Source organism: Oceanobacillus sp. J11TS1, assembly GCF_018333215.1.
In the GTDB taxonomy this organism is placed as follows: domain Bacteria; phylum Bacillota; class Bacilli; order Bacillales; family Amphibacillaceae; genus Oceanobacillus.
This window is the reverse complement of record NZ_BORO01000001.1, coordinates 294,066-313,574: the sequence shown is the minus strand read 5'-3', so window position 1 is coordinate 313,574 and position 19,509 is coordinate 294,066. Positions and strand designations below refer to the sequence as shown.

Sequence of the window (19,509 nt, the reverse complement as noted above, 5' to 3'; positions counted from 1 at the left end):
CACCTATTTCAACGGCTGGCATCCAGGACATACGTGGGTTCCCCGTCCGCCAACTTTTATTTTTATAATTTCTTCCCCACAATTTCTGCAGGGCTTTTTATCTTGTCCGTAAACATAGAGATCTTGCTGAAACATCCCCATATTGCCTTGGCTATTTACATAGCTGCGAATCGTCGTTCCGCCAGCTTGTACTGCTTCTTTGAGCGTTTCAATCGCAGCGTAACGAATGGCTTCAACTTGTTTCTTTGTTAGTTCATTACACTTTGTTAAAGGATGGATTCCAGCCCGGAACAGTGTTTCATCCACATATATATTGCCAAGACCAGTAACAATACTTTGATCCAGGAGTGCTGTTTTTATAAATCTCGATGATTTTTTTAACCTTTGATAAAAATAATTTGTTGTAAATGCTTCATCAAATGGCTCTGGTCCTAATGCCATCAAAGGTGCTTGCAGGAATTCACTTCCTTTGGTCAGTAAGTGCATGGTCCCAAACTTGCGAACATCCTTATAGCGCAACTCCTCTCCACCCTGTAGATGAAATATAACATGTGTATGCTTTTCCATCTCATCCTCTTGATCATGCAAACGATATTTTCCTTCCATTCTTAAATGAGAGACGAGTACATAATCATCTAAATAAAAGAGTAAAAACTTTCCTTTTCTCTTTAGCTCTTGAAACGTTTGACCTTCTAAGAGATCCTTAAAAACCTCTACATCATCTGGTTGTTTTATAATATTTGGCCAAAGAACCTCTACTTTTTCAATGGTTTTTCCTTGGACAAGTAATTTTAATGTCTCTTTAACTGTTTCTACTTCTGGTAATTCCGGCATTAATATCCCCTACTTCGCGTCAAACCAGCTTTCACCATAAGAATAATCCACTTTTAATGGTACAGAGATTTCTACTGTATTTTCCATCATTTCTGGGACAATCTCTTTTAAGATTTCAATCTCTTCCTCTGGCGCTTCTAAAATTAATTCATCGTGCACTTGTAATAAAAGCTTGGCTTGCAGATTTTCTTGTTTAATACGATGGTCTAAATCAATCATTGCTTTTTTAATAATATCCGCAGCACTTCCTTGTATTGGCGTATTCATTGCTGTTCTTTCTGCAAAACTCCGCACGTTAAAGTTTCGGCTTGTAATGTCCGGCAAGTACCTGCGGCGATTCATTAAGGTAGACACATAGCCTTTATGCTTTGCTTCTGTAACAATGTCATCCATATATGCTTTTACGCTTGGATAACTATTAAAATATCTTTCAATAAATTGTTTTGCTTCTTTTCGTGTAATCCCTAAATTCTGAGACAGTCCATAATCGCTGATTCCATAAACAATACCAAAGTTAACTGCTTTTGCCTGACGGCGCATATTTGCTGTGACTTCATCCTTCTCTACATGGAATACATCCATTGCCGTCTGCGTATGGATATCTAAATTATCTTTAAAAGCAGCAATCAACTTTTCATCATTGGCAATGTGTGCGAGCACCCGTAATTCGATTTGCGAGTAGTCCGCGGCAAACATTTTCCATCCCTTTTGCGAAGGAACGAATGCTTGTCTTATTTTTCTTCCTTCTTCTAAACGGATAGGAATATTTTGCAGGTTAGGATCGACGGAGCTTAATCGGCCAGTTTGTGTTAAAGCTTGGTTAAAACGCGTATGAATTTTTTTCGTATCCTTACGAACAACCTTTTGCAATCCTTCAATATATGTCGATTGAAGCTTGCCTAACTGTCGATATAAAAGTAACTTAGGAATGATTTCATGCTGATCCGCAAGCTGCTCTAACACATCCGCTGCAGTAGAATAGCCTGTTTTCGTCTTCTTAACAACAGGAAGCCCTAAATCCTCAAATAAAACAGGACCGAGCTGCTTCGGCGAATTAAGATTAAATTCCTTGCCAGCTAATTCATATACTTCTTTTTCTAAATTGGCTAATCTTTCTTTTAAGCTATCGCCCATTTCTTTAAGACGGTCCACATCTACTAATACGCCTTGATGCTCCATTTCAGCAAGGATTAAAGCAAGCGGCATCTCCAATTCCTTTAATAATTTTTCTTGTTCATTTTCCTCTAACTCTTTTTCCATCCCTGGGTGCAGTTCGAACAAAGCATTTGCTTTGCGGACAACATGCTCACTAAGTACCGCTTCTTCCGGAACTTTTTGTTTTGCTCCTTTACCGTAAATTTCTTCATCAAAAGAAACATCATATTTTCCTTTTCTGCTTGCAATAGCTGGAATATCATGATTATTTTCAGCTGGATTTATTAAGTAAGATGCAAGCAAGCCGTCAAAAACGATTCCTTCTATATGAATATGATTACGTAATAAAGCAACTTTTGTCCGTTTTGCATCAAAAACAATTTTCTTTTGCTTTGGATTCTCTGCCCATTCTTTGAAAACAGGAGATTCGATTGCAGTGGCTGTTGGAATAAAACTCTTGTTATTTTGGTTTACAATTCCAATTCCTTCAATAGGTGCTGTATGATAATTTTCACCTAACATTTCAACAACCATCACGGTTTCATCTGTAAATAAACTTTCCGTTATCTCTTGAACCATATCGTATTTAATCTCTTGGTGTTCAACAACCTCTTCCACTGCTTCTTCTGCACCGGAAAGACGAGTTAACAACGATTGGAAACCTAAATCCATAAACATGTTCCGTACAGAAGACGTGGAATAACCTTCATAGGTCGTATCTTCTAAAGCCACTGTAATAGGAGAATTCCGATTAATCGTCGCTAGATCTTTACTCATTATTGCATCATCACGATAGTTCGTTAAATTTTCCTTTAACTTCTTGCCACTCACTTCATCTAAATGCTCATATACCTGCTCTAGGGTGGCAAATTGTTTTAATAGCTTTGTTGCTGTTTTTTCCCCTACGCCAGGCACGCCAGGAATATTATCTGAACTATCTCCCATCAATCCTTTTAAATCCGTTATCTGTTGAGGGGTTAGCTGCATTTTCTCAAGGAGATATGCTGGAGTATATTTTTCGATATCGCTAATGCCTTTTTTTGTTACACTCACTGTTACATGGTCAGAGACAAGTTGTAATAAATCTTTATCTCCAGAAATAACAGTTACTTCCCACCCTTTGTCATCGGCTAACTTGGATAAAGTTCCAATAATATCATCCGCTTCATACTGATCAAGCTGATAATGCTTAATATCAAAAGCATCAAGCAGTTCCTTTAGGACAGGAAATTGTTCGGAAAGCTCTGGAGGGGTCTTTTGACGACCTCCCTTATACTCCTTATAGGTTTGATGGCGAAATGTTGTTTTTCCTGCGTCAAAGGCAACAAGCATATGAGTAGGCTTCTCCTCTTCTAAGATTCGAAGCAGCATCGTTGTAAAACCGTAAACAGCATTGGTATATACGCCTTTTTCATTATTTAATAATGGTAATGCAAAGAACGCACGGTAAATAACGCTATTACCATCAATTAAAACAAGCTTTTTAGTCATAATCCCGTCTCCTTTATCATCTAAGTAGTTTTATTTTATCATGTTTATTCAGAACTGCCTAATACACACTTTCACCTATTTATAAGATTATCCCTTAAGTGGATGTTCCATAAACTTATAACCGGCTTTCCACTTTTTAGAATGTATTCTAAAGTAAAAAGCCATCGCTGTGATAGCAATGACTTAATCTTTTGGAATATACACGTGAACCGTTGTCCCTTTATTTATATCACTCTCTAGCGTAATTTCACCCTGATGGACTTCTACAATATGCTTGACAATAGCTAATCCTAAACCTGTTCCGCCGGTATTCCGGCTTCTATCCTTATCTACACGGTAAAATCGTTCAAATACTCTTGGTATTGCTTTCTTCTCCATGCCAATACCGGTATCCTTAACAGTAAAATGAACTCGATTACCATCCTCTATCATGGTTAGATTCACGCTCCCGCCTGATGGTGTATAGTTAATAGCATTGTCCACTAAATTTATAATAACCTGCTGCAGTTTTCCGGCATCTGCATATACGGTAACATCCGAAGGAATAGAGACAGTTAGATTTAAGTCTTTTTTCTCTGCTTTTTTCCTTAATGAGGGCACCACCGCGTCTACCATCTGTTTCACATCGAAATTTTGTCGTTCTAACTGAAACCCTTCCCTTTCTAAGCGGGATAGTTCTAACAAATCTTCAATTAGCAACTGTAATCGATGACTTTCCTTGTAAATAATTTCAATGAACTCTTCGGCGGCCTTTTCATCATGTTGTTTCTCTTTTAATGTTTCTGCAAATCCCCTTATTGATGTAATTGGTGTGCGTAATTCATGGGAGACATTCGCGACAAAGTCCTTTCGCATCTTTTCCAGTCGCTTCAATTCTGTAATATCATAAATAACGAGCACAGCACCTTTAACAAAATTTCTTTCATTAAAAATCGGTGCCGCAATAACTTCCATATAATTTTTGGCCAATCCACGTTTATTTTTGAACTGATTCTTGACAGGTTTTTCATATAAAAATGTGTTTTGAACAACTTCGTGCATTGCCTCATTTTCAAACACATCATAATATAAATGTCCGCGATATTGCTTTTCATTTCCGTGAAACATCTCAACGAATCCGCGATTCACTAAATGCACATACCCTTTTTCATCAATAAGAGCAAGCCCGTTCTTCATATTATCGATAATAGAAGTTAATTGTTCTGCATGCATCTGTTCTTGAATCGTAATTTCACTCATATTACGGGCAAGTTTATTAATGTTTTTGCTTAATTCTTCCATTTCTTCGCTATTTCCGTTGTAAAAACGCGCAGCATAGTTCCCCTTAATCATTTCATTTACTGCTTTAGAAGCTTTTCTTAGAGGCCTTGTGTATTTGTTATAGAACTGCATAAAAATAATAGAGATAACTAGAAATTCAACTAAAATAATGGCAAGAATAAATATCCAGTTTCCGTCTGCTTTCGTCATCAGCCAACCAGATAATAATAGGACAACGGTGATACCGAGTATATTTGGAAACAATGTTTTTGAAAATAATATATTCATTTAAACTGGCTCCTCTATTTTATAACCTAAACCACGAACTGTTTTGATGTAAACAGGCTTTTTGGAATTCGGCTCAATTTTATCGCGTAGATGACTAACATGGACATCAACAATCCTAGTGTCGCCTACAAAGTCATAATCCCATACACTGCTGAGTAATTGATCTCTGGAAATGACCTTCCCTTTATGTTTTGCCAAGTAAAACAGTAACTCAAACTCTTTTCGGGTAAAAGTAATTAATTCCCCATTCATTTCTGCTTCATATCGCTCTGGATAAATGGTCAAATCCTTAATCCGAAGAGCTTGGTAATGATCCTCTTGAGAACGCTGTGTTCTTCTGATAATTGCTTTAACTCGTGCGATTACTTCTTTAGGACTAAATGGTTTTGTTAAATAATCGTCAGCACCCAGCTCCAGCCCAAGAATTTTATCTACTTCCTCATCTTTTGCCGTCAACATTAATATAGGTGTATGAATATCGTTCTTTCTTAATTTCCTGCATACTTCCATGCCATCTAATTTTGGGAGCATTAAATCTAAGATGATTAAATCATACGTATTCGTAAAGGCTTTCTGATAAGCTTCTTCTCCATCGTAAGCTACATCCGTAGTGAATCCTGCATTATCAATATTGTATTTTAATAAAGTAACAATCGATTTTTCATCATCAACAATTAAAATTTGTTTTCCCACTCGAAAAATCCCCCTCTTTGCTATGCACGCGTTTCCCAAACATGCGTGAAAATAACATTCTTTAATATACTTTTTCATTATTGCTCAGTATTAATAGCTACTGTTCTATCGCTAATAACTGCCCCTGCGACTACTCGCCTCCCTGGAAAAAGTGTCACTGTGCGATAGACTTTTTGTTATTCTTTATTTTACCATTTTTCTTGTAGATAGCCTATTACATATGTAAATGTTAATAAAACTTAACACAATTATCGCCCTCTTTATCGTTGCTCTCATCATTCGGTTCATACCACAGCTTGTACCCAAACTGCTCCATAGTAAATCCATTTACTTTCACATTTTAATTGGTATTATTATTGCCGTAGTTGTGTTTCTTTCATTTTCATTCAAACCAAATAAAGAAGGGGAAAGAACAAAATTACAGATAACTAACTATGCAATAAAAATCTTCATTTTGAGAAAATGCTTTATTATATTGTACTGAAAATGAATTAATCATTGTGTAGAGCGTTCATAAATTGAATTTCTTTCCAAAGTTACCATCAATGAGGAAGGGGATTTTCATTTATAATTGCTATAAAAATCTTATTAAGTAATATTGGAATTATTTTTAAGTAACGAATAGATATTCGTATCGTAGGCTACACCATTTTGATACATATAATCCTTTAAGATTCCTTCTTTCTGGAAACCAACTTTTGTTAGAAGGTTATTAGACGCCTCATTTTCAAGAAATACAACAGCCCCTATACGCGTTAAATCCATATCATTAAAACCATATGAAATAACTTTCAATAGCGCTTCAGAAACGTATCCTTTTCTCCAGTGTCCAGGATGTATCTCGTATCCTATTTCAGCTCTTTTATGTTTAGGCGTCCAGGCATTAAAACCAATTGTTCCAATTAGCCCTTGAGTATCTTTTCTTTCAATTCCCCAACGTATGCCTCTTTTTTCCTTGTAGTTTTTTGCAAAGAATTCAACGACTCTCTCAGCTTGTTCAATATTACTTAGTGTTTCTTGTCCATAAAAGCGAGTTACATCGTCATTTGAAAAACAAGCGTAAATACCTTTCGCATCTTCTTTTACAATTTCTCTTAATATTAGCCTTTCAGTATCCAACACTGGAAACATTTAACGCGCTCCTTTTATAATCTCGTTAGAATTAAAAGAACTATCATCCTACCACAATTGGAAATTTTATCTAATTTCCAGAAAGTCATTTTTGAAAATAAAAATTTTCGTGAATATTAAATATTTTATCAGTAATGCCTAACCTTCGGGTCAATTGCTTTCTATCCCTTTTTAATCAGGCCGCAAAAGTTGTATTAGGTTACAGAAGGGTTAATGCATCTGGAACCTAAATTTGGTTAAAATGCGCATAAACATAACGCTTATTACCAACTACAGCAGTCAAACAGCCTTTCCAAAACTTATTTATCAAAGTTTGCTCCTCAAATCTGTATTTAGAATCTACCATAGTTGAAAAATAATTACAAATAATTTATAATATTACTTATATTTTAAGTTATAAAAATATATACGATTCATGTTGACGGTCCCAATGCTGCACTGTTATTCTAGGCGCCCCTTATGGGTTCTTATTTATCTTGTGTAAAGATTAAAATCTTTACAAGTTGTTCCTGCGTATTCGATCTTCCCTCCAACGTATAGCTATCTCCTTCTATTTTTAAATATAAGATGTTTTCGTTTCCTCCCGTACGGCCATATATTATGTAGTTTAACGAATTTGTTACACCATTTTATCAACAGCCGTTTGATAGGTGAAAGAGAGGGCGAAAAATGAATTTATACTATCGAATTTTATTAAAATTTCTTTTGACGTTTATCGGTATTATCTTAATTTCAGCTCTTCCAGCACTATTTGACGGAATGAAGTTAGATATCTCTTCTTACCTCTCCGAAGTAGGGTCTATTGGTTCGAGCTTGGTTCACCCAGAATCAATAACATACGGACACTTCCAAACAACATATTTCCTATTTCCAGGGATTTGGGCACGATGGAGATATTCTATGATTCTCCTTTTTGTCTCTTTTATAATCACATTTCTTTTAGCTCTAGGTTTAACCCTAATTACTATAATGGTTACAAAGAAAATACGTAAAACAATCAGAATAATACTTTTTATCGGAGCATCCATTCCGGATATATTTGTGATTGGCCTTTCGATTATAACTGCAATTTTCATCCACAAACACACAAATATTCCTTTTTTTAGTATTGCGTCTTTTGGCGACAATCAAATATTTATGTTGCCAATTATTGTCCTTACCATTTTACCGACAATATTTTTCTATCGTACTATGATTTATGATTTTGAAGAAGAAATATCTCGTCAGTATGTAGATGTTGCAAAATCCAAAGGATTATCAACCTATTCTATTTTGTTTTCTCATGTATTGCGTAATGCTGTTATCCATATTTTTCTGCATTCTAAATCGATTATCTGGTTTATGCTATCTAATCTACTTATGATTGAATATGCATTCAATATAGATGGTTTAATGCGGTTTATGCTTACGAATGATTCGTCGCAAATATTGGCAATAGGATTGTTAAGTTTGTTTATTCCTATTTATATTATGCAAGCATCCGTACAAATTGTTATTGAAAAGATAACTGGTAAACAAGTGGAGGTTTAAATTATGAACACGAAAGCTATGATAAACAATCTCTTCAAGCATCCGCTCTTTTTATCAGGTTTTATATTTATATTTTTATTACTAGCAGCGAGTTTTGTTCACACAGTATTTTTTCAAGGAAAGATACCTGTTACTGAATTTTTAAGAAATAATGAAGGGAACATAACATCATTTGCTCCTTTTAACCCTCTCGAAGTGCCTCCGCTTGGTACAGACGAGGTAGGAAGACATATTATTGTTTTATTAATACAAGGTGCAAAATATACAATTGGTATTTCTATACTTGTAGCGGGTTTGCGGGTAATAATTTCAACGATCATTGGTCTGTTTTTTGAAAATTACTTCTCAAAATTCAACCAGTACCTTAGCGGTTTAGTGAATGGATTTTATTATATTCCAGCTGCACTTATTTGCTATATTCTTTTATATGACGTGATTTTCACTCCACATGGCGAGGTAGACGGTTATAGTATTTTCCAAAAAATGATTTTCCAGTTTTTTGTATTAACCATCGTAGCGATCCCTACAATGTCCTTATTAATTGGAAACCAACTCAATCAGATTTATAAATCAGAATTTATTACATCAGCAAAAACACTCGGAGGAAGCCGTTTACATATACTTCATAAGCATGTGCTACCATTTATGGTTCCCCTCTTACTCATTCAGTTTATACAGGAAATAATCAAAGTATTAATTTTATTGATTCACCTTGGATTTTTTCACTTATTGTTCGGCGGGACAATGGAGCAACAACTTGACGATACTCAAAATGCATATATTTCTGTATCTAGCGAGTGGTCTGGTATGGTTGGTAATGGATTTAACCACTTAGGCGGTTGGTCTTGGATGTTTTTAAGCGTGGTTATTGCATTTACACTTGTCATTCTTGCATTAAACTTAGTGACCAAAGGAATAGAAGATGTTTTTCTCGAGGATAGATATACGACTGGAAAAAACATTAAAAAACACAAAAGAAAAAATTAAATGGGTCTTGTAAAACAGACATCTATAAAAGCCACCTAAAAATCCTGCAGCTATTATGGCTGCAGGATTTGGGGTGAGGGAATCTGAATTATTCTATAATTTTCCTACTAACGTTCTCGGCTGTTTATAAAACAAGAAAAATACGACAATGAGACTTAAAATAAAAGATGGAATCATATAAGATAAATTATAAATCAATGAATAAAGCCAAGTTGGTTGTCCATCTACAGCAGATTCAAAGAAAACAATTCCAGCGATAAAATGACATCCAAAGCGTGCAGCTGAACCAAGGAATACGCCAGCTAACATATAGAGAAAAGCTCTTTTGACTTGTTTATTTTTAATACTTTCAATCACTTGTTTGGCGAATAACCCTGCTAGACCAACAACAGTAAAAGCTAATCCATATTCAATAATCCCTTGAAGTGGGTGTAAGATGAAAGCACCTGTTGCCACCTGCAATACACCCCAAAGAAATCCTGATAACAGACCTCCTTTAAGTCCCCAACGAAAAGCAACAATAAAGATAGGAATCATCGCAAAAGAAACAGATCCGCCTTGTGGCCAAAGCTTAAATCCGATTGGCAGTATGTCCAGTAAGAAAGCAAGTGCAGTAAAGATTGCCACCTCTACTAAAAAAAGTGTTTTATTTTTCATTTTTTCTCCCCCGATTACACTAAAAATTATGTTTTTAAACAACAAAAAAGCAATGCCAAGGGAGTCTTCTTGATGGGTGCATTCTTAAAAAGCTTACCTCTCCAAAGAATGCCTTAAACTCCACTCACACATTACTTTTATATCCATCAAAAAGTCTACAATCCCTACGCCAGCGTTAACTAACAGGTTCAAAGGGTCAGAACAAAATAGCGTTCACTCTCAGCCTATGGCTCCCCTTGCAGGCTTTTTTATTCACTTTTTTGTTTAAATTCAGTATAGACCACCTTACCGCAAATCGCAATAGCTTCCATTAACTTGGGATTTTTTTGGCTATATCTAAAAATGCATGAACATCTTGTTTGCAAATATCAATGGCACTTTCCCAAAAATCAGCTTTTGTTAAATCAACTTGTAAATGTTTCATAGCAAGTTCTTCTACTGTCAAACGACCTGTGTCTCGTAACAATGCAATATATTTCGCTTCAAAATCCCCTTTATAATCTTGGGCATAAGCATATATTCCCTGACTGAACAAGTAACCAAATGTGTAAGGGAAGTTATAAAAAGGGACACCTGTAATATGAAAATGGAGTTTAGATGCCCAAAAGTAAGGGTCATACTCAGATAGACTGTTACAATAAGCTTCTTTTTGCGCTTCCACCATAAGCTCATTTAATCGATCTGTCCCTACCATACCTTGCTTGCGTTCTTCATAGAATTGCTTTTCAAATAAGAAGCGTGCATGAATGTTCATGAAGAAGGTAATACTGCGGGATATTTTATCTTCTAGCAAGGTTAGTTTTTCCTCGTCTGTTTTAGCAGCTTTTACTGATGCATCTGCTACAATCATTTCTGCAAAGGTAGAAGCTGTCTCTGCAACGTTCATCGCATAACCTTGATTCAATCCATTGACATCATTCATCACATATTGATGGTATCCATGTCCGAGTTCATGAGCTAACGTAGCCACATTAGAAGGTGTTCCTGAATACGTCATAAAAATACGCGTTTGTTCACTTACAGGAAAACTTGTACAAAAACCCCCTGGACGTTTACCAGCTCGATCTTCCGCTTCAATCCATCGCTTTTCAAACGCCATTTGAGCAAATTCTGCCATTTGCGGACTAAAACTGCGGAATTGCTCCATAATAAATGCCGCTCCTTCATCATAACTCTTTGTTTCGACTTTTGATTGGATAGGAGCATTTACATCAAAAATACTTAGTTTTTCTAAATTTAATAAAGATGCTTTTTGATTTAAGTATTCAATAAATAGAGGTTTATGTTTCTCAATTGCTCCCCACATTGCATTCAACGTTTCTTCTTTCATCCGATTTTTTTCTAGCGGCTCTTTTAAAACGTTGTCCCATCCATAATGTTTATAGGTTTGCAATCGAAAACCTGCTAAATGATTTAAAGTTTGTCCAAATAAACTCTCATTTTCTTTCCAGGCTTTGCTTATTTGCCTAAATACATATTCTCTTTGTTCCCGATCCGGTGTCGATAATTTATTAGAAGCTTGCCCAACAGAATAAGTTCGAACTTCGCCGTCTTCTACTATATCAATTTTCATATTTCCAACAACGGCTCCATACATTTGATTCCAAGCATGATATCCATCTACTGCTAAATTACTGATTAAAATTTCTTCCTTTTTAGAAAGTTGTTCTCGTGCCCGTTCTCTTCGTTCATTTAAGATAAATTGAAGAGGTTTGATCGCTTCTTGCGCTAGTAAGTTGTTCCAATTTTCTTCTGTTACTTCTCCAAGTTTTTGATCAACTATTTTTGACAAAGCAGTATTTGATGCTGAAATTTGAGCTGCTTTGGCAACGTATAAACTAGCTTGTTTATCTGTGACATCTTGAGCGCTTAGACAACTAATGTAAGCTCCCATTTCACGCGATTTCTTTATAACATTCTCTAAATTTACGAAAACTTCCTCCCATGCTTTGACTTCCCCATTTGCATCCAAATCATTTACTACTTCCATTATTGCTTCTATTTCATTTGTAACCTCATCCACAAATCGGCGAAATTCAGTTGAACTACTCTGTCCAGGGAAAATAACGTCTAAATCCCATGTCGGCTGTAATTTTTGCTTCATCAGCTTCTCTCCTTTATTTTTATTCTATTAGTTAATATTTAGTATACCGAATTGTTTGAATGAAGGCATAAAAAAAGCCTGTAAAAAAAGAATTTTTTATTTACAGGCTTAACTACTATAGAATTACGTTAGTTCTTATTATTTTTATTTTTTTTCGGGTTATCCGCCATTTTTTTCTTCCTTTTGAACCAAGCCACAATAATAGTGATGATAGTGAATATCGCGGATACAATCTGCTCTATAAGGGTACTATCGATAAGTATCGGTGACTTACCTAATAGCACAAGAACTTGGTTTGTTGTAGCGATAAGCACAGCAATTATACTAATCAAAGTACCTTTGTCCACTTTCCTCCCCTCCTCGTACAACCCTATATATTATTATTGCTAAATCAACGTTTTAGGAACGGCATGCATCTTTGGAACAAGTTATTTCCATATAAATATGGGGTATCATATATGCATTTAAGAAATTTTTAATTAAAGATACTTGACTTTTTCTATTTATCATTTTACACTAGGTAACATAAAGTAAGTAACTAATATTTAGGAGGAGTAATAATGGCAAAATTAAATTGGACAGTAGACAAAGCGCATAGTGAAGTGGGATTTTCTGTAAAGCATATGATGATTTCAAGAGCAAAGGGTACATTCGATAACTTTGATGCGAGGATTAAAGCAGATGTGGAAGATTTAACGGATGCGGAAATTGAAGTAACAATAGATGTAGCTAGTATCAATACACGTAATAGTGACCGCGATAATCATCTTCGTTCTGAGGATTTCTTTGATGCAGAAAGCCACCCAAATATTACATTTATCGCAACAGATATCAAAAAATCTGGCGGCAATAACTACAAGGTGAATGGCGATTTAACATTGAAAGGAACTACCAAACCAGCTACTTTAGACGTAACCTTCGAAGGCGAAAGTAAAGATCCAATGAGTGGAGACCTTGTTGCAGGATTTAGCGGTTCTACAAGCATCAATCGTAAAGAATTCGGTTTAACTTGGAATGCTTCTCTGGAAACTGGCGGCGTCCTTGTTGGTGAAGATGTAAAAATTCAGTTTGAATTAGAATTGCACAAAGCAGAATAATGTAAATGCGTGTTCAAAGCAGCTAACAGTTTTGGGTGGGTCGAGTAATCCCAATCCCGGCCCCATTTCTGATCCAAACCACAGGGTCACAGTGATGTGCTTTTATGAACAGGGCAAACGCTTCATGCGATATAGAAATTTGAAGCTTGATATTTGAGGACTTTTGAACATCTCAATTTAATATAGACATCTATGTAAAAAACCTGATCTTGCTCGCAGAAGCAAAATCAGGTTTTTATATTTTAATTATAAGCTTATCAATGTGGGTCTTTTATGTTTCTTTAAAAAGAGCTGCATCTTTACTAGAATAAATCGTAACCGTCATTTCTCCGTATTTTGAAGTAGCTTGGATGAGGAGTGGATGATTATATTTATTCCGAAATGAAAAATCTGGTCCCCACCAACTTACGGTTGCATCCCTTCCCTTTGGAACATAAGGTACTTCTCTGCTATGCGCGTAACGTTCTATAATTTCAATCCCTTGGAGATCTACAGCATTAAATAATGTGGAAGATACTTGGCAAATTCCGCCGCCAATATCTTCACTAAATTCTCCTTTTACAATGACCGGGGCCGGAAGATAACCTCTTTCTTTCGTTCTCTCCCCAACTACTTCGTTAAAAGAGAAACGTTCTCCAGGAAAGATAACCGTATTATTAATCGCTTCTGCAGCTAACTCAATGTTATGGGTCCTTTCTACATTTTCTTTCCTAAAATACGTTGTAAAACGATTCAGCTGTTTTTCCGTTATTTCTTTTAGCAACGCTTCATCTACACGTGCCGGAATCGTTTGTTTTGGTATACGGAACCGTTTGTCCTCTTCTCCATAATAGACCTCGTTGATAAGTGAATGAAACTGGATGACATCGAGCATAGAACCATGTTTTTCTTTTACGATTTTGCCTTCGTGATCAATGTATGCATTCATAGGCTTTTCTAAAACAATATTCTGCATATGCTTTGTCAAACGTTGGATTTCATTCCAATTCAGCAGAGCTGTATCCATTTCAAAAATATAAGGTTTTAAATCGATTAACCAAGACTCTTGGTCATCATATAATTCCATAACTTTCGCATAAGAAGGATTAGGAATAAAAACAAATAAAAAAGTGAATAAAAGAATAAACCTTCGCATTATTGCACACTCCTTAATTGTATTATGGTTAAAGGAGCAATTCTTATTCACTAAAAGGCTTCTCTACAGCTTCCGCTTCATTTCTTAAAAACCAAAAAAATTACCAGGAGAAAACTCCTGGTAATTTTTTTATTATCTAAAGTCCCTATTATCTTCTAAATAATCATTTGCAACTCGATAGCCAACTAGTGCTGTCAGAGCAAGCAAAACATAACAAAATACTTTCTTCATATTTCTTACCTCCTGTGGAGTAGTTTATCAAATCCAATAATATACTGTCACTCTGTTATTAGAAAGGACGGAATTTACCTTTTTTAAGTAATGTCTTCGTACCGCCAACTAAGAATAGAGAGCGGTCATCAACAACTTTTTTCATTGCTGCTGCAGATTTACCGCTTAGTTTTTTCCCGTCAAGTACATTCCCGATACCATCAGATAAACCAAGGGATGCAACTGTACCTTTATCGGAATAAACAAAATCAGTAATAACTTCATTACGGATTAACGCAACGATGTTCTCAGCAACTTTCGCACCTTCTTGAACAGCTAACTGACCAGTTGGAGGATAAGGTTTACCAGTTTTAGGGTCTAATGTCCAAGAGCAGTCTCCAAGGATAAAGATATCTTCTTCCCCTTCCGGACGTAGATCTGGCCCAACGTTTACTTTACCTTTAAATAATTCAAAACCTGATTCAGCTAATACTGGGTTACCAGTTACTCCACCAGTCCATACTACCGTACCAGCTTTAATTAATTCATTATCATCACCAACAACGAATCCTTCTTCTGTACATTCTTTAATTGGTGTACCAATACGGAATTCCACGCCGCGGTTTTCTAAGGATTGTTTACCATAAGCAACAAGATCTTTATCAAACATAGGTAAAATAGATGGAGCTGCTTCTACGTTAATGATTCGTGCTTTACTGCGGTCAATGTCATATTTTTTACATAGCTCTGGTACTTTATCTGCAAGTTCACCAACAAACTCAATGCCAGTGAAACCACCGCCGCCGACCACGATAGCAAGTTGCTCATCACGTTTTTCTTCGCTTGAAGAATATTGAGCAAATTGATATTCAATATGTTCAGCAATTAAACGACTTGAATCAATATCAGTAATTGCATAAGCATGTTCTTCCATGCCAGGGATGCCAAATGTATTTGAAACAAATCCTAATGCAAATACAAGATAGTCATAAGCTACTTCACTGTTTTCTAGAACCACACGCTTGTCCTCACGCTTCACTTCCGTAACTGTATCATAAATTAAACGAACACGTTTTGGATTTACGACATCAGTTAGCATAAAACGCGCTTGGTTCGGGTTAATAGTACCCGCAGCTACTTCATGTAGCCATGTACTTTCATAATGGTAATTATGTTTGTTAATTAAAACAATTTCAGCTTCTTCAGCAGAGAGCTGTTGAGTTAAACGTCTTGTTGCTACTAATCCAGCATAGCCTGCACCAAGTACAACTATTTTTGGTTTACTCATCATTCATCTTCCTTTCTATCTTCCATAAATATAAAATCTAATGTGTTCTTAAACTATTCTTATATTAGAGGATGTTCAAATAGCCGAATAAAATGACAGATTAGGTATAGAAACTTCTACCAATAACGACGACGCCATGTAACAGGCGCAGGAATCATCACAGCGGGCAAGATGCTCGTCGACTAGCTAATCCGGCGTACCGCTGCTTATGTAATTAAAAGCATACCTTTTACCGGAAGCAGCGCTGCCTTCCATTTCTGTCCTGCAGCTTTTTTCGGCGAGGCGAGTCCTCACAGCACCAAAATCGGAACCTGAAACCTTAGCCGACTGTTCCTTCTCCTCGACATTTTTGAACACGCACTATAAATAGTCACTGCAATTAATATAATATCAAACTTTGCAAGAATAGGCTAATATTCATTATTATTTCTTTAAAAAAATCGCTATTATCTTTTTTGGTCTAGAGAAACAAGCGTATATTTTATCCTTTACTCAATAATAACAGGTGTTTTCTCCGTGCTATTATTTATATGTTCCCCCTCCTTTTCGGGCTTAGGATTGGAATCATTCCCTTTGTTCTCACCGTTTTCTGTTTCGTTGTCTTTATCTGATACCTCTTTTTCTTTCTCAGCTTCTTCTTTCGCTGTATCTTCCTTATTGTCGTTATCTACGCTCTTATTTTCATCCTTCTCATCTGAGGGATGATCTGTTTCTACTTTTTCTTCTTTTTTCGTTTCTTCATTTGTATTTTCCATTGCGTCATTTGAATTAGAATCATTTAATTTTCGAGAATCCTTATCTGCATGAGTCTCCGTGTCTCCCCTGGCATTTACAATACTTTGGTTAGGAAGTGAGACTTCTCTTTCCTCTGCTTGCGCTTCACTCTTACTGGCAGTATAGCCCTGGTTAGAATGGTTGCTTTGTTCTATCTCTTCCGTTTGCGTTCGGTCACTTTCATTTTTTGTTATTTGCGTAGGGGCTTCTTCCTCAAAATCTGAATAGGTTTTACCTTTTATTTCTGATTCTTGGGTTATACGAACATCATCCAATAATTCCGTTTCGTCCTTTTCATGCAGCGTGTTGGGGTAATCTAAATCGACCGGCCGATAAATTTGTTCATTATCCATTAATAATTTATTCTGCCAAGTAGTAGTGAAAAGTTCTACGCTTTCTTCCGTTTGCCCCTCTCTACTTTCTATAATTCGTCGTTCCGAATCCACAGACTGTTGAGCCGAACGGTTATCTTTATAAATACCCGTACCAACAATAATTATACAGCCTGCCAACATGCAAATGTTAACGATTAATAGCTTTCTTTTATGCATATATCGTCTTCCTTTTTTAAAGATATTCTGCTCTTATCCTTCTTCCAGGTTCGCCCTTCATCTATTTAGACTTCTTTTCTTCTTTTTTAAATACAACTAATTAGTTCAATATCATCACTCTTATTGTAATCTTCATCAAAACGCTTTTCAAACTATTATTAGGGTTTTCATTAAAATATTGTTTTCGCCATTTATAAGAAACATGTACATCGCGGAGGCTTAAAATGAAGATCCCCTCTAAACATAGACTAATCTAAAATTTTAAATAAAACTTGATTTTTTTTCCGCTCTCTTGTAAAGTAAAAATAATTATAATTGAATAAATTCAAATTCTTATCAAGAGAGACGGAGGGACTGGCCCTAAGATGTCTCAGCAACCAGCTCACAAAAGCAAGGTGCTAATTCCAGGAGGATTTCATTCCTTTAAAGATAAGAAGTGTATGATTTTGTAGTTATACCCTTCTTATTCTTATGAGTAAGAAGGGTTTTATTTATGAGGAGGCAGAAAAGGATGAAAAAATTAGAAACAGCATTAGTACAGCTTGGTAACAAAACCGATGAACGAACAGGGGCAATCAATCCGCCTATATACATGTCTACAGCATACCAACATCAGGGAATTGGCCATTCCACAGGATTTGATTATACACGTACCAAAAATCCGACAAGATCCGTTTTAGAAGAAGGTTTCGCAAAATTAGAGCAAGGAGATGCTGCTTTTGCCTGTAGTTCGGGGATGGCTGCTATTCAATTAATACTCTCCTCTTTATTTCGTTCAGGTGATCATATTATTGCTACAAAAGATATTTATGGAGGAACCTATCGCATCTTTGACCATTTTGAAAAAGCATATGATATTTCGGTAACCTATGATGTGTGCCAAGATATTACGCAAACAGAACGATGTATTCACGAAAATACAAAAGCTATCTTTTTGGAAACGCCTACGAATCCATTGCTGCAAGAAGTAGATATTAAGACATATTCAGATTTAGCAAAAAAACACGACTTACTGTTGATTGTGGATAATACATTTTTAACACCTTATCTACAGCAGCCTCTTAGCCTTGGTGCAGATATTGTTGTTCATAGTGCAACCAAATATATCGGCGGTCATAACGATGTACTGGCAGGAATTGTGGTTACAAAGGATGCTGCTTTATCCGAAAAACTATTTAATATGCATAATGCTTCTGGAGCGACTTTATCTGCGTTAGACAGCTGGTTACTTGTACGTGGTTTAAAAACACTTGCATTACGTATGCAACGACATGAATCGAACGCTAAGCAAATTGCCACTTACTTAAAGGAGCACCCAGCAATTCGCAAAGTATATTATCCAAATAAAGGCGGCATGCTTTCCTTTTGCTTAGAAAATGCAAAACAAGTTAAGTCTTTTTTATCTCAATTAAACTTAATTGTATTTGCAGAAAGCTTAGGCGGCGTAGAGAGCTTTATCACCTATCCTACTACTCAAACGCATGCTGATATGCCAGCTGAGGAAAGAGATAATCGAGGAATCGGCGATGATCTCCTCCGTTTCTCTGTCGGAATTGAAGATGCAGAGGATTTAATAGAAGATATTGAACAAGCATTAACAGGCGCTTAAATTTTTATATTTTCCTAGATAACGAATAAAACGAGACGACTATAAAGAGAGCCGTCTCGTCTAATTCGTTATAAAGAAATGCGTATTCTATTAGCTATTGGACAACCATACACGTCCGAGCCAAATATTATATTTACACCAAATAAAATTATTCAGCCTTTCATCAAACCTAAATCTACCTTCCATTGTAACCATTGAAGTTGCCTCGTCTTTCTTGGTAAAAATTGACGAATATCTTCCTCATGATAACCAACTTGAAATCTTTTTTCATCAACTAAAATAGGGCTTTTTAGTAATCTTGGATATTTGTGAATTAGTTTTAACAAGGTTTGTAAAGAAAGTTCCTCTACATTTAGATTAAGTTCTTTGTAAATTTTAGAACGGGTTGAAAGTATTTCGTCCGTTCCTTCCACAGTCATTTGTAAAATATTTTTAAGTTCTTCAATTGTCAACGGTTGATGTAAGATATTACGTTCCTTATAAGCAATTCCATGTTTGCGAAACCACTGTCTCGCTTTTCTTGTAGATGAGCAAGATACTCCGTAAATATGCACTGTCATATTCATTCTCCTTATTGTTTGACATTCATTACAAGAATCAAAACGATAGCTGTCGAAATGAAATCCTTTTGAATATAATCTCTAACTATTGATGGATTTATTAAACTATCTTAATTTAACTTTAGCATTTAAATGTGGTAAAACTGTGGTAAGCC

The 19,509-nt window shown here is 35.8% G+C and carries 16 protein-coding genes and 2 riboswitches; of the genes, 4 read left to right on the top strand and 12 right to left on the bottom strand.

Features of this window, described 5'->3' with window-relative positions; translation table 11 throughout:
- Window positions 1–3 precede the first annotated feature (3 nt).
- The 5 genes from mutM to KI343_RS01420 all read right to left on the bottom strand — a co-directional run bounded on the left by mutM (window position 4) and on the right by KI343_RS01420 (window position 6,852).
- Window positions 4–834 carry a DNA-formamidopyrimidine glycosylase gene (gene mutM / locus KI343_RS01440; protein WP_212924645.1) on the bottom strand — a complete coding sequence of 277 codons (831 nt, stop codon included), beginning with the start codon at window positions 832–834 and terminating at the stop codon, window positions 4–6.
- Between the two features lie 9 nt (window positions 835–843).
- On the bottom strand, window positions 844–3,480 hold the full coding sequence (polA, locus tag KI343_RS01435; RefSeq protein ID WP_212924644.1) for a DNA polymerase I: 2,637 nt from the start codon (window positions 3,478–3,480) through the stop codon (window positions 844–846).
- Window positions 3,481–3,663: 183 nt separating this feature from the next.
- Window positions 3,664–5,028, bottom strand: a complete 1,365-nt coding sequence (gene pnpS, locus KI343_RS01430; RefSeq protein WP_212924643.1) for a two-component system histidine kinase PnpS — start codon at window positions 5,026–5,028, stop codon at window positions 3,664–3,666.
- The gene (locus KI343_RS01425; RefSeq protein ID WP_212924642.1) at window positions 5,029–5,721 is read right to left on the bottom strand and encodes a response regulator transcription factor; all 693 of its coding nucleotides are present in this window, start codon (window positions 5,719–5,721) and stop codon (window positions 5,029–5,031) included.
- Between the two features lie 588 nt (window positions 5,722–6,309).
- The gene (locus KI343_RS01420) at window positions 6,310–6,852 is read right to left on the bottom strand and encodes a GNAT family N-acetyltransferase (protein ID WP_212924641.1); all 543 of its coding nucleotides are present in this window, start codon (window positions 6,850–6,852) and stop codon (window positions 6,310–6,312) included.
- Window positions 6,853–7,521: 669 nt separating this feature from the next.
- On the opposite strand from KI343_RS01420, the gene KI343_RS01415 reads away from it, so the two are divergent.
- Window positions 7,522–8,382, top strand: coding sequence for an ABC transporter permease subunit (locus tag KI343_RS01415; RefSeq protein ID WP_212924640.1), 861 nt, complete (start codon window positions 7,522–7,524; stop codon window positions 8,380–8,382).
- Window positions 8,383–8,385: 3 nt separating this feature from the next.
- On the top strand, window positions 8,386–9,369 hold the full coding sequence (locus KI343_RS01410; protein WP_212924639.1) for an ABC transporter permease: 984 nt from the start codon (window positions 8,386–8,388) through the stop codon (window positions 9,367–9,369).
- Between the two features lie 93 nt (window positions 9,370–9,462).
- On the opposite strand, the gene thiT is transcribed toward KI343_RS01410, so the two are convergent.
- The 3 genes from thiT to KI343_RS01395 form a co-directional block, all read right to left on the bottom strand.
- On the bottom strand, window positions 9,463–10,026 hold the full coding sequence (gene thiT / locus KI343_RS01405; protein WP_212924638.1) for an energy-coupled thiamine transporter ThiT: 564 nt from the start codon (window positions 10,024–10,026) through the stop codon (window positions 9,463–9,465).
- Between the two features lie 143 nt (window positions 10,027–10,169).
- A riboswitch (TPP riboswitch) is annotated at window positions 10,170–10,273 on the bottom strand.
- A 63-nt stretch (window positions 10,274–10,336) separates the two neighbouring features.
- The gene (locus KI343_RS01400) at window positions 10,337–12,130 is read right to left on the bottom strand and encodes a M3 family oligoendopeptidase (protein WP_212924637.1); all 1,794 of its coding nucleotides are present in this window, start codon (window positions 12,128–12,130) and stop codon (window positions 10,337–10,339) included.
- Between the two features lie 128 nt (window positions 12,131–12,258).
- Window positions 12,259–12,477, bottom strand: a complete 219-nt coding sequence (locus KI343_RS01395) for a phage holin (protein WP_212924636.1) — start codon at window positions 12,475–12,477, stop codon at window positions 12,259–12,261.
- Between the two features lie 213 nt (window positions 12,478–12,690).
- On the opposite strand from KI343_RS01395, the gene KI343_RS01390 reads away from it, so the two are divergent.
- A complete protein-coding gene (locus tag KI343_RS01390) occupies window positions 12,691–13,227 on the top strand; it encodes a YceI family protein (protein ID WP_212924635.1) in 537 nt (178 codons plus the stop codon).
- Between the two features lie 271 nt (window positions 13,228–13,498).
- Here the strand turns inward: KI343_RS01390 and KI343_RS01385 are convergent, their stop codons facing one another.
- From KI343_RS01385 to KI343_RS01375, 3 genes are all read right to left on the bottom strand, one after another.
- Window positions 13,499–14,362, bottom strand: coding sequence for a VanW family protein (locus KI343_RS01385; RefSeq protein WP_212924634.1), 864 nt, complete (start codon window positions 14,360–14,362; stop codon window positions 13,499–13,501).
- A gap of 289 nt (window positions 14,363–14,651) precedes the next feature.
- Entirely contained in the window at window positions 14,652–15,860 is a 1,209-nt protein-coding gene (locus KI343_RS01380) for an NAD(P)/FAD-dependent oxidoreductase (protein ID WP_212924633.1), read from the bottom strand.
- A 488-nt stretch (window positions 15,861–16,348) separates the two neighbouring features.
- The gene (locus KI343_RS01375; protein ID WP_212924632.1) at window positions 16,349–17,185 is read right to left on the bottom strand and encodes a hypothetical protein; all 837 of its coding nucleotides are present in this window, start codon (window positions 17,183–17,185) and stop codon (window positions 16,349–16,351) included.
- A 330-nt stretch (window positions 17,186–17,515) separates the two neighbouring features.
- Window positions 17,516–17,621: riboswitch (SAM riboswitch) on the top strand.
- A gap of 75 nt (window positions 17,622–17,696) precedes the next feature.
- Between KI343_RS01375 and KI343_RS01370 the strand changes: the two genes are divergently transcribed.
- Window positions 17,697–18,794: a methionine biosynthesis PLP-dependent protein gene (locus KI343_RS01370; protein ID WP_212924631.1), complete on the top strand. Its 1,098-nt coding sequence runs from the start codon at window positions 17,697–17,699 to the stop codon at window positions 18,792–18,794.
- Window positions 18,795–18,946: 152 nt separating this feature from the next.
- On the opposite strand, the gene spx is transcribed toward KI343_RS01370, so the two are convergent.
- Window positions 18,947–19,354, bottom strand: a complete 408-nt coding sequence (gene spx, locus KI343_RS01365; RefSeq protein ID WP_212924630.1) for a transcriptional regulator Spx — start codon at window positions 19,352–19,354, stop codon at window positions 18,947–18,949.
- Window positions 19,355–19,509: the final 155 nt, after the last annotated feature.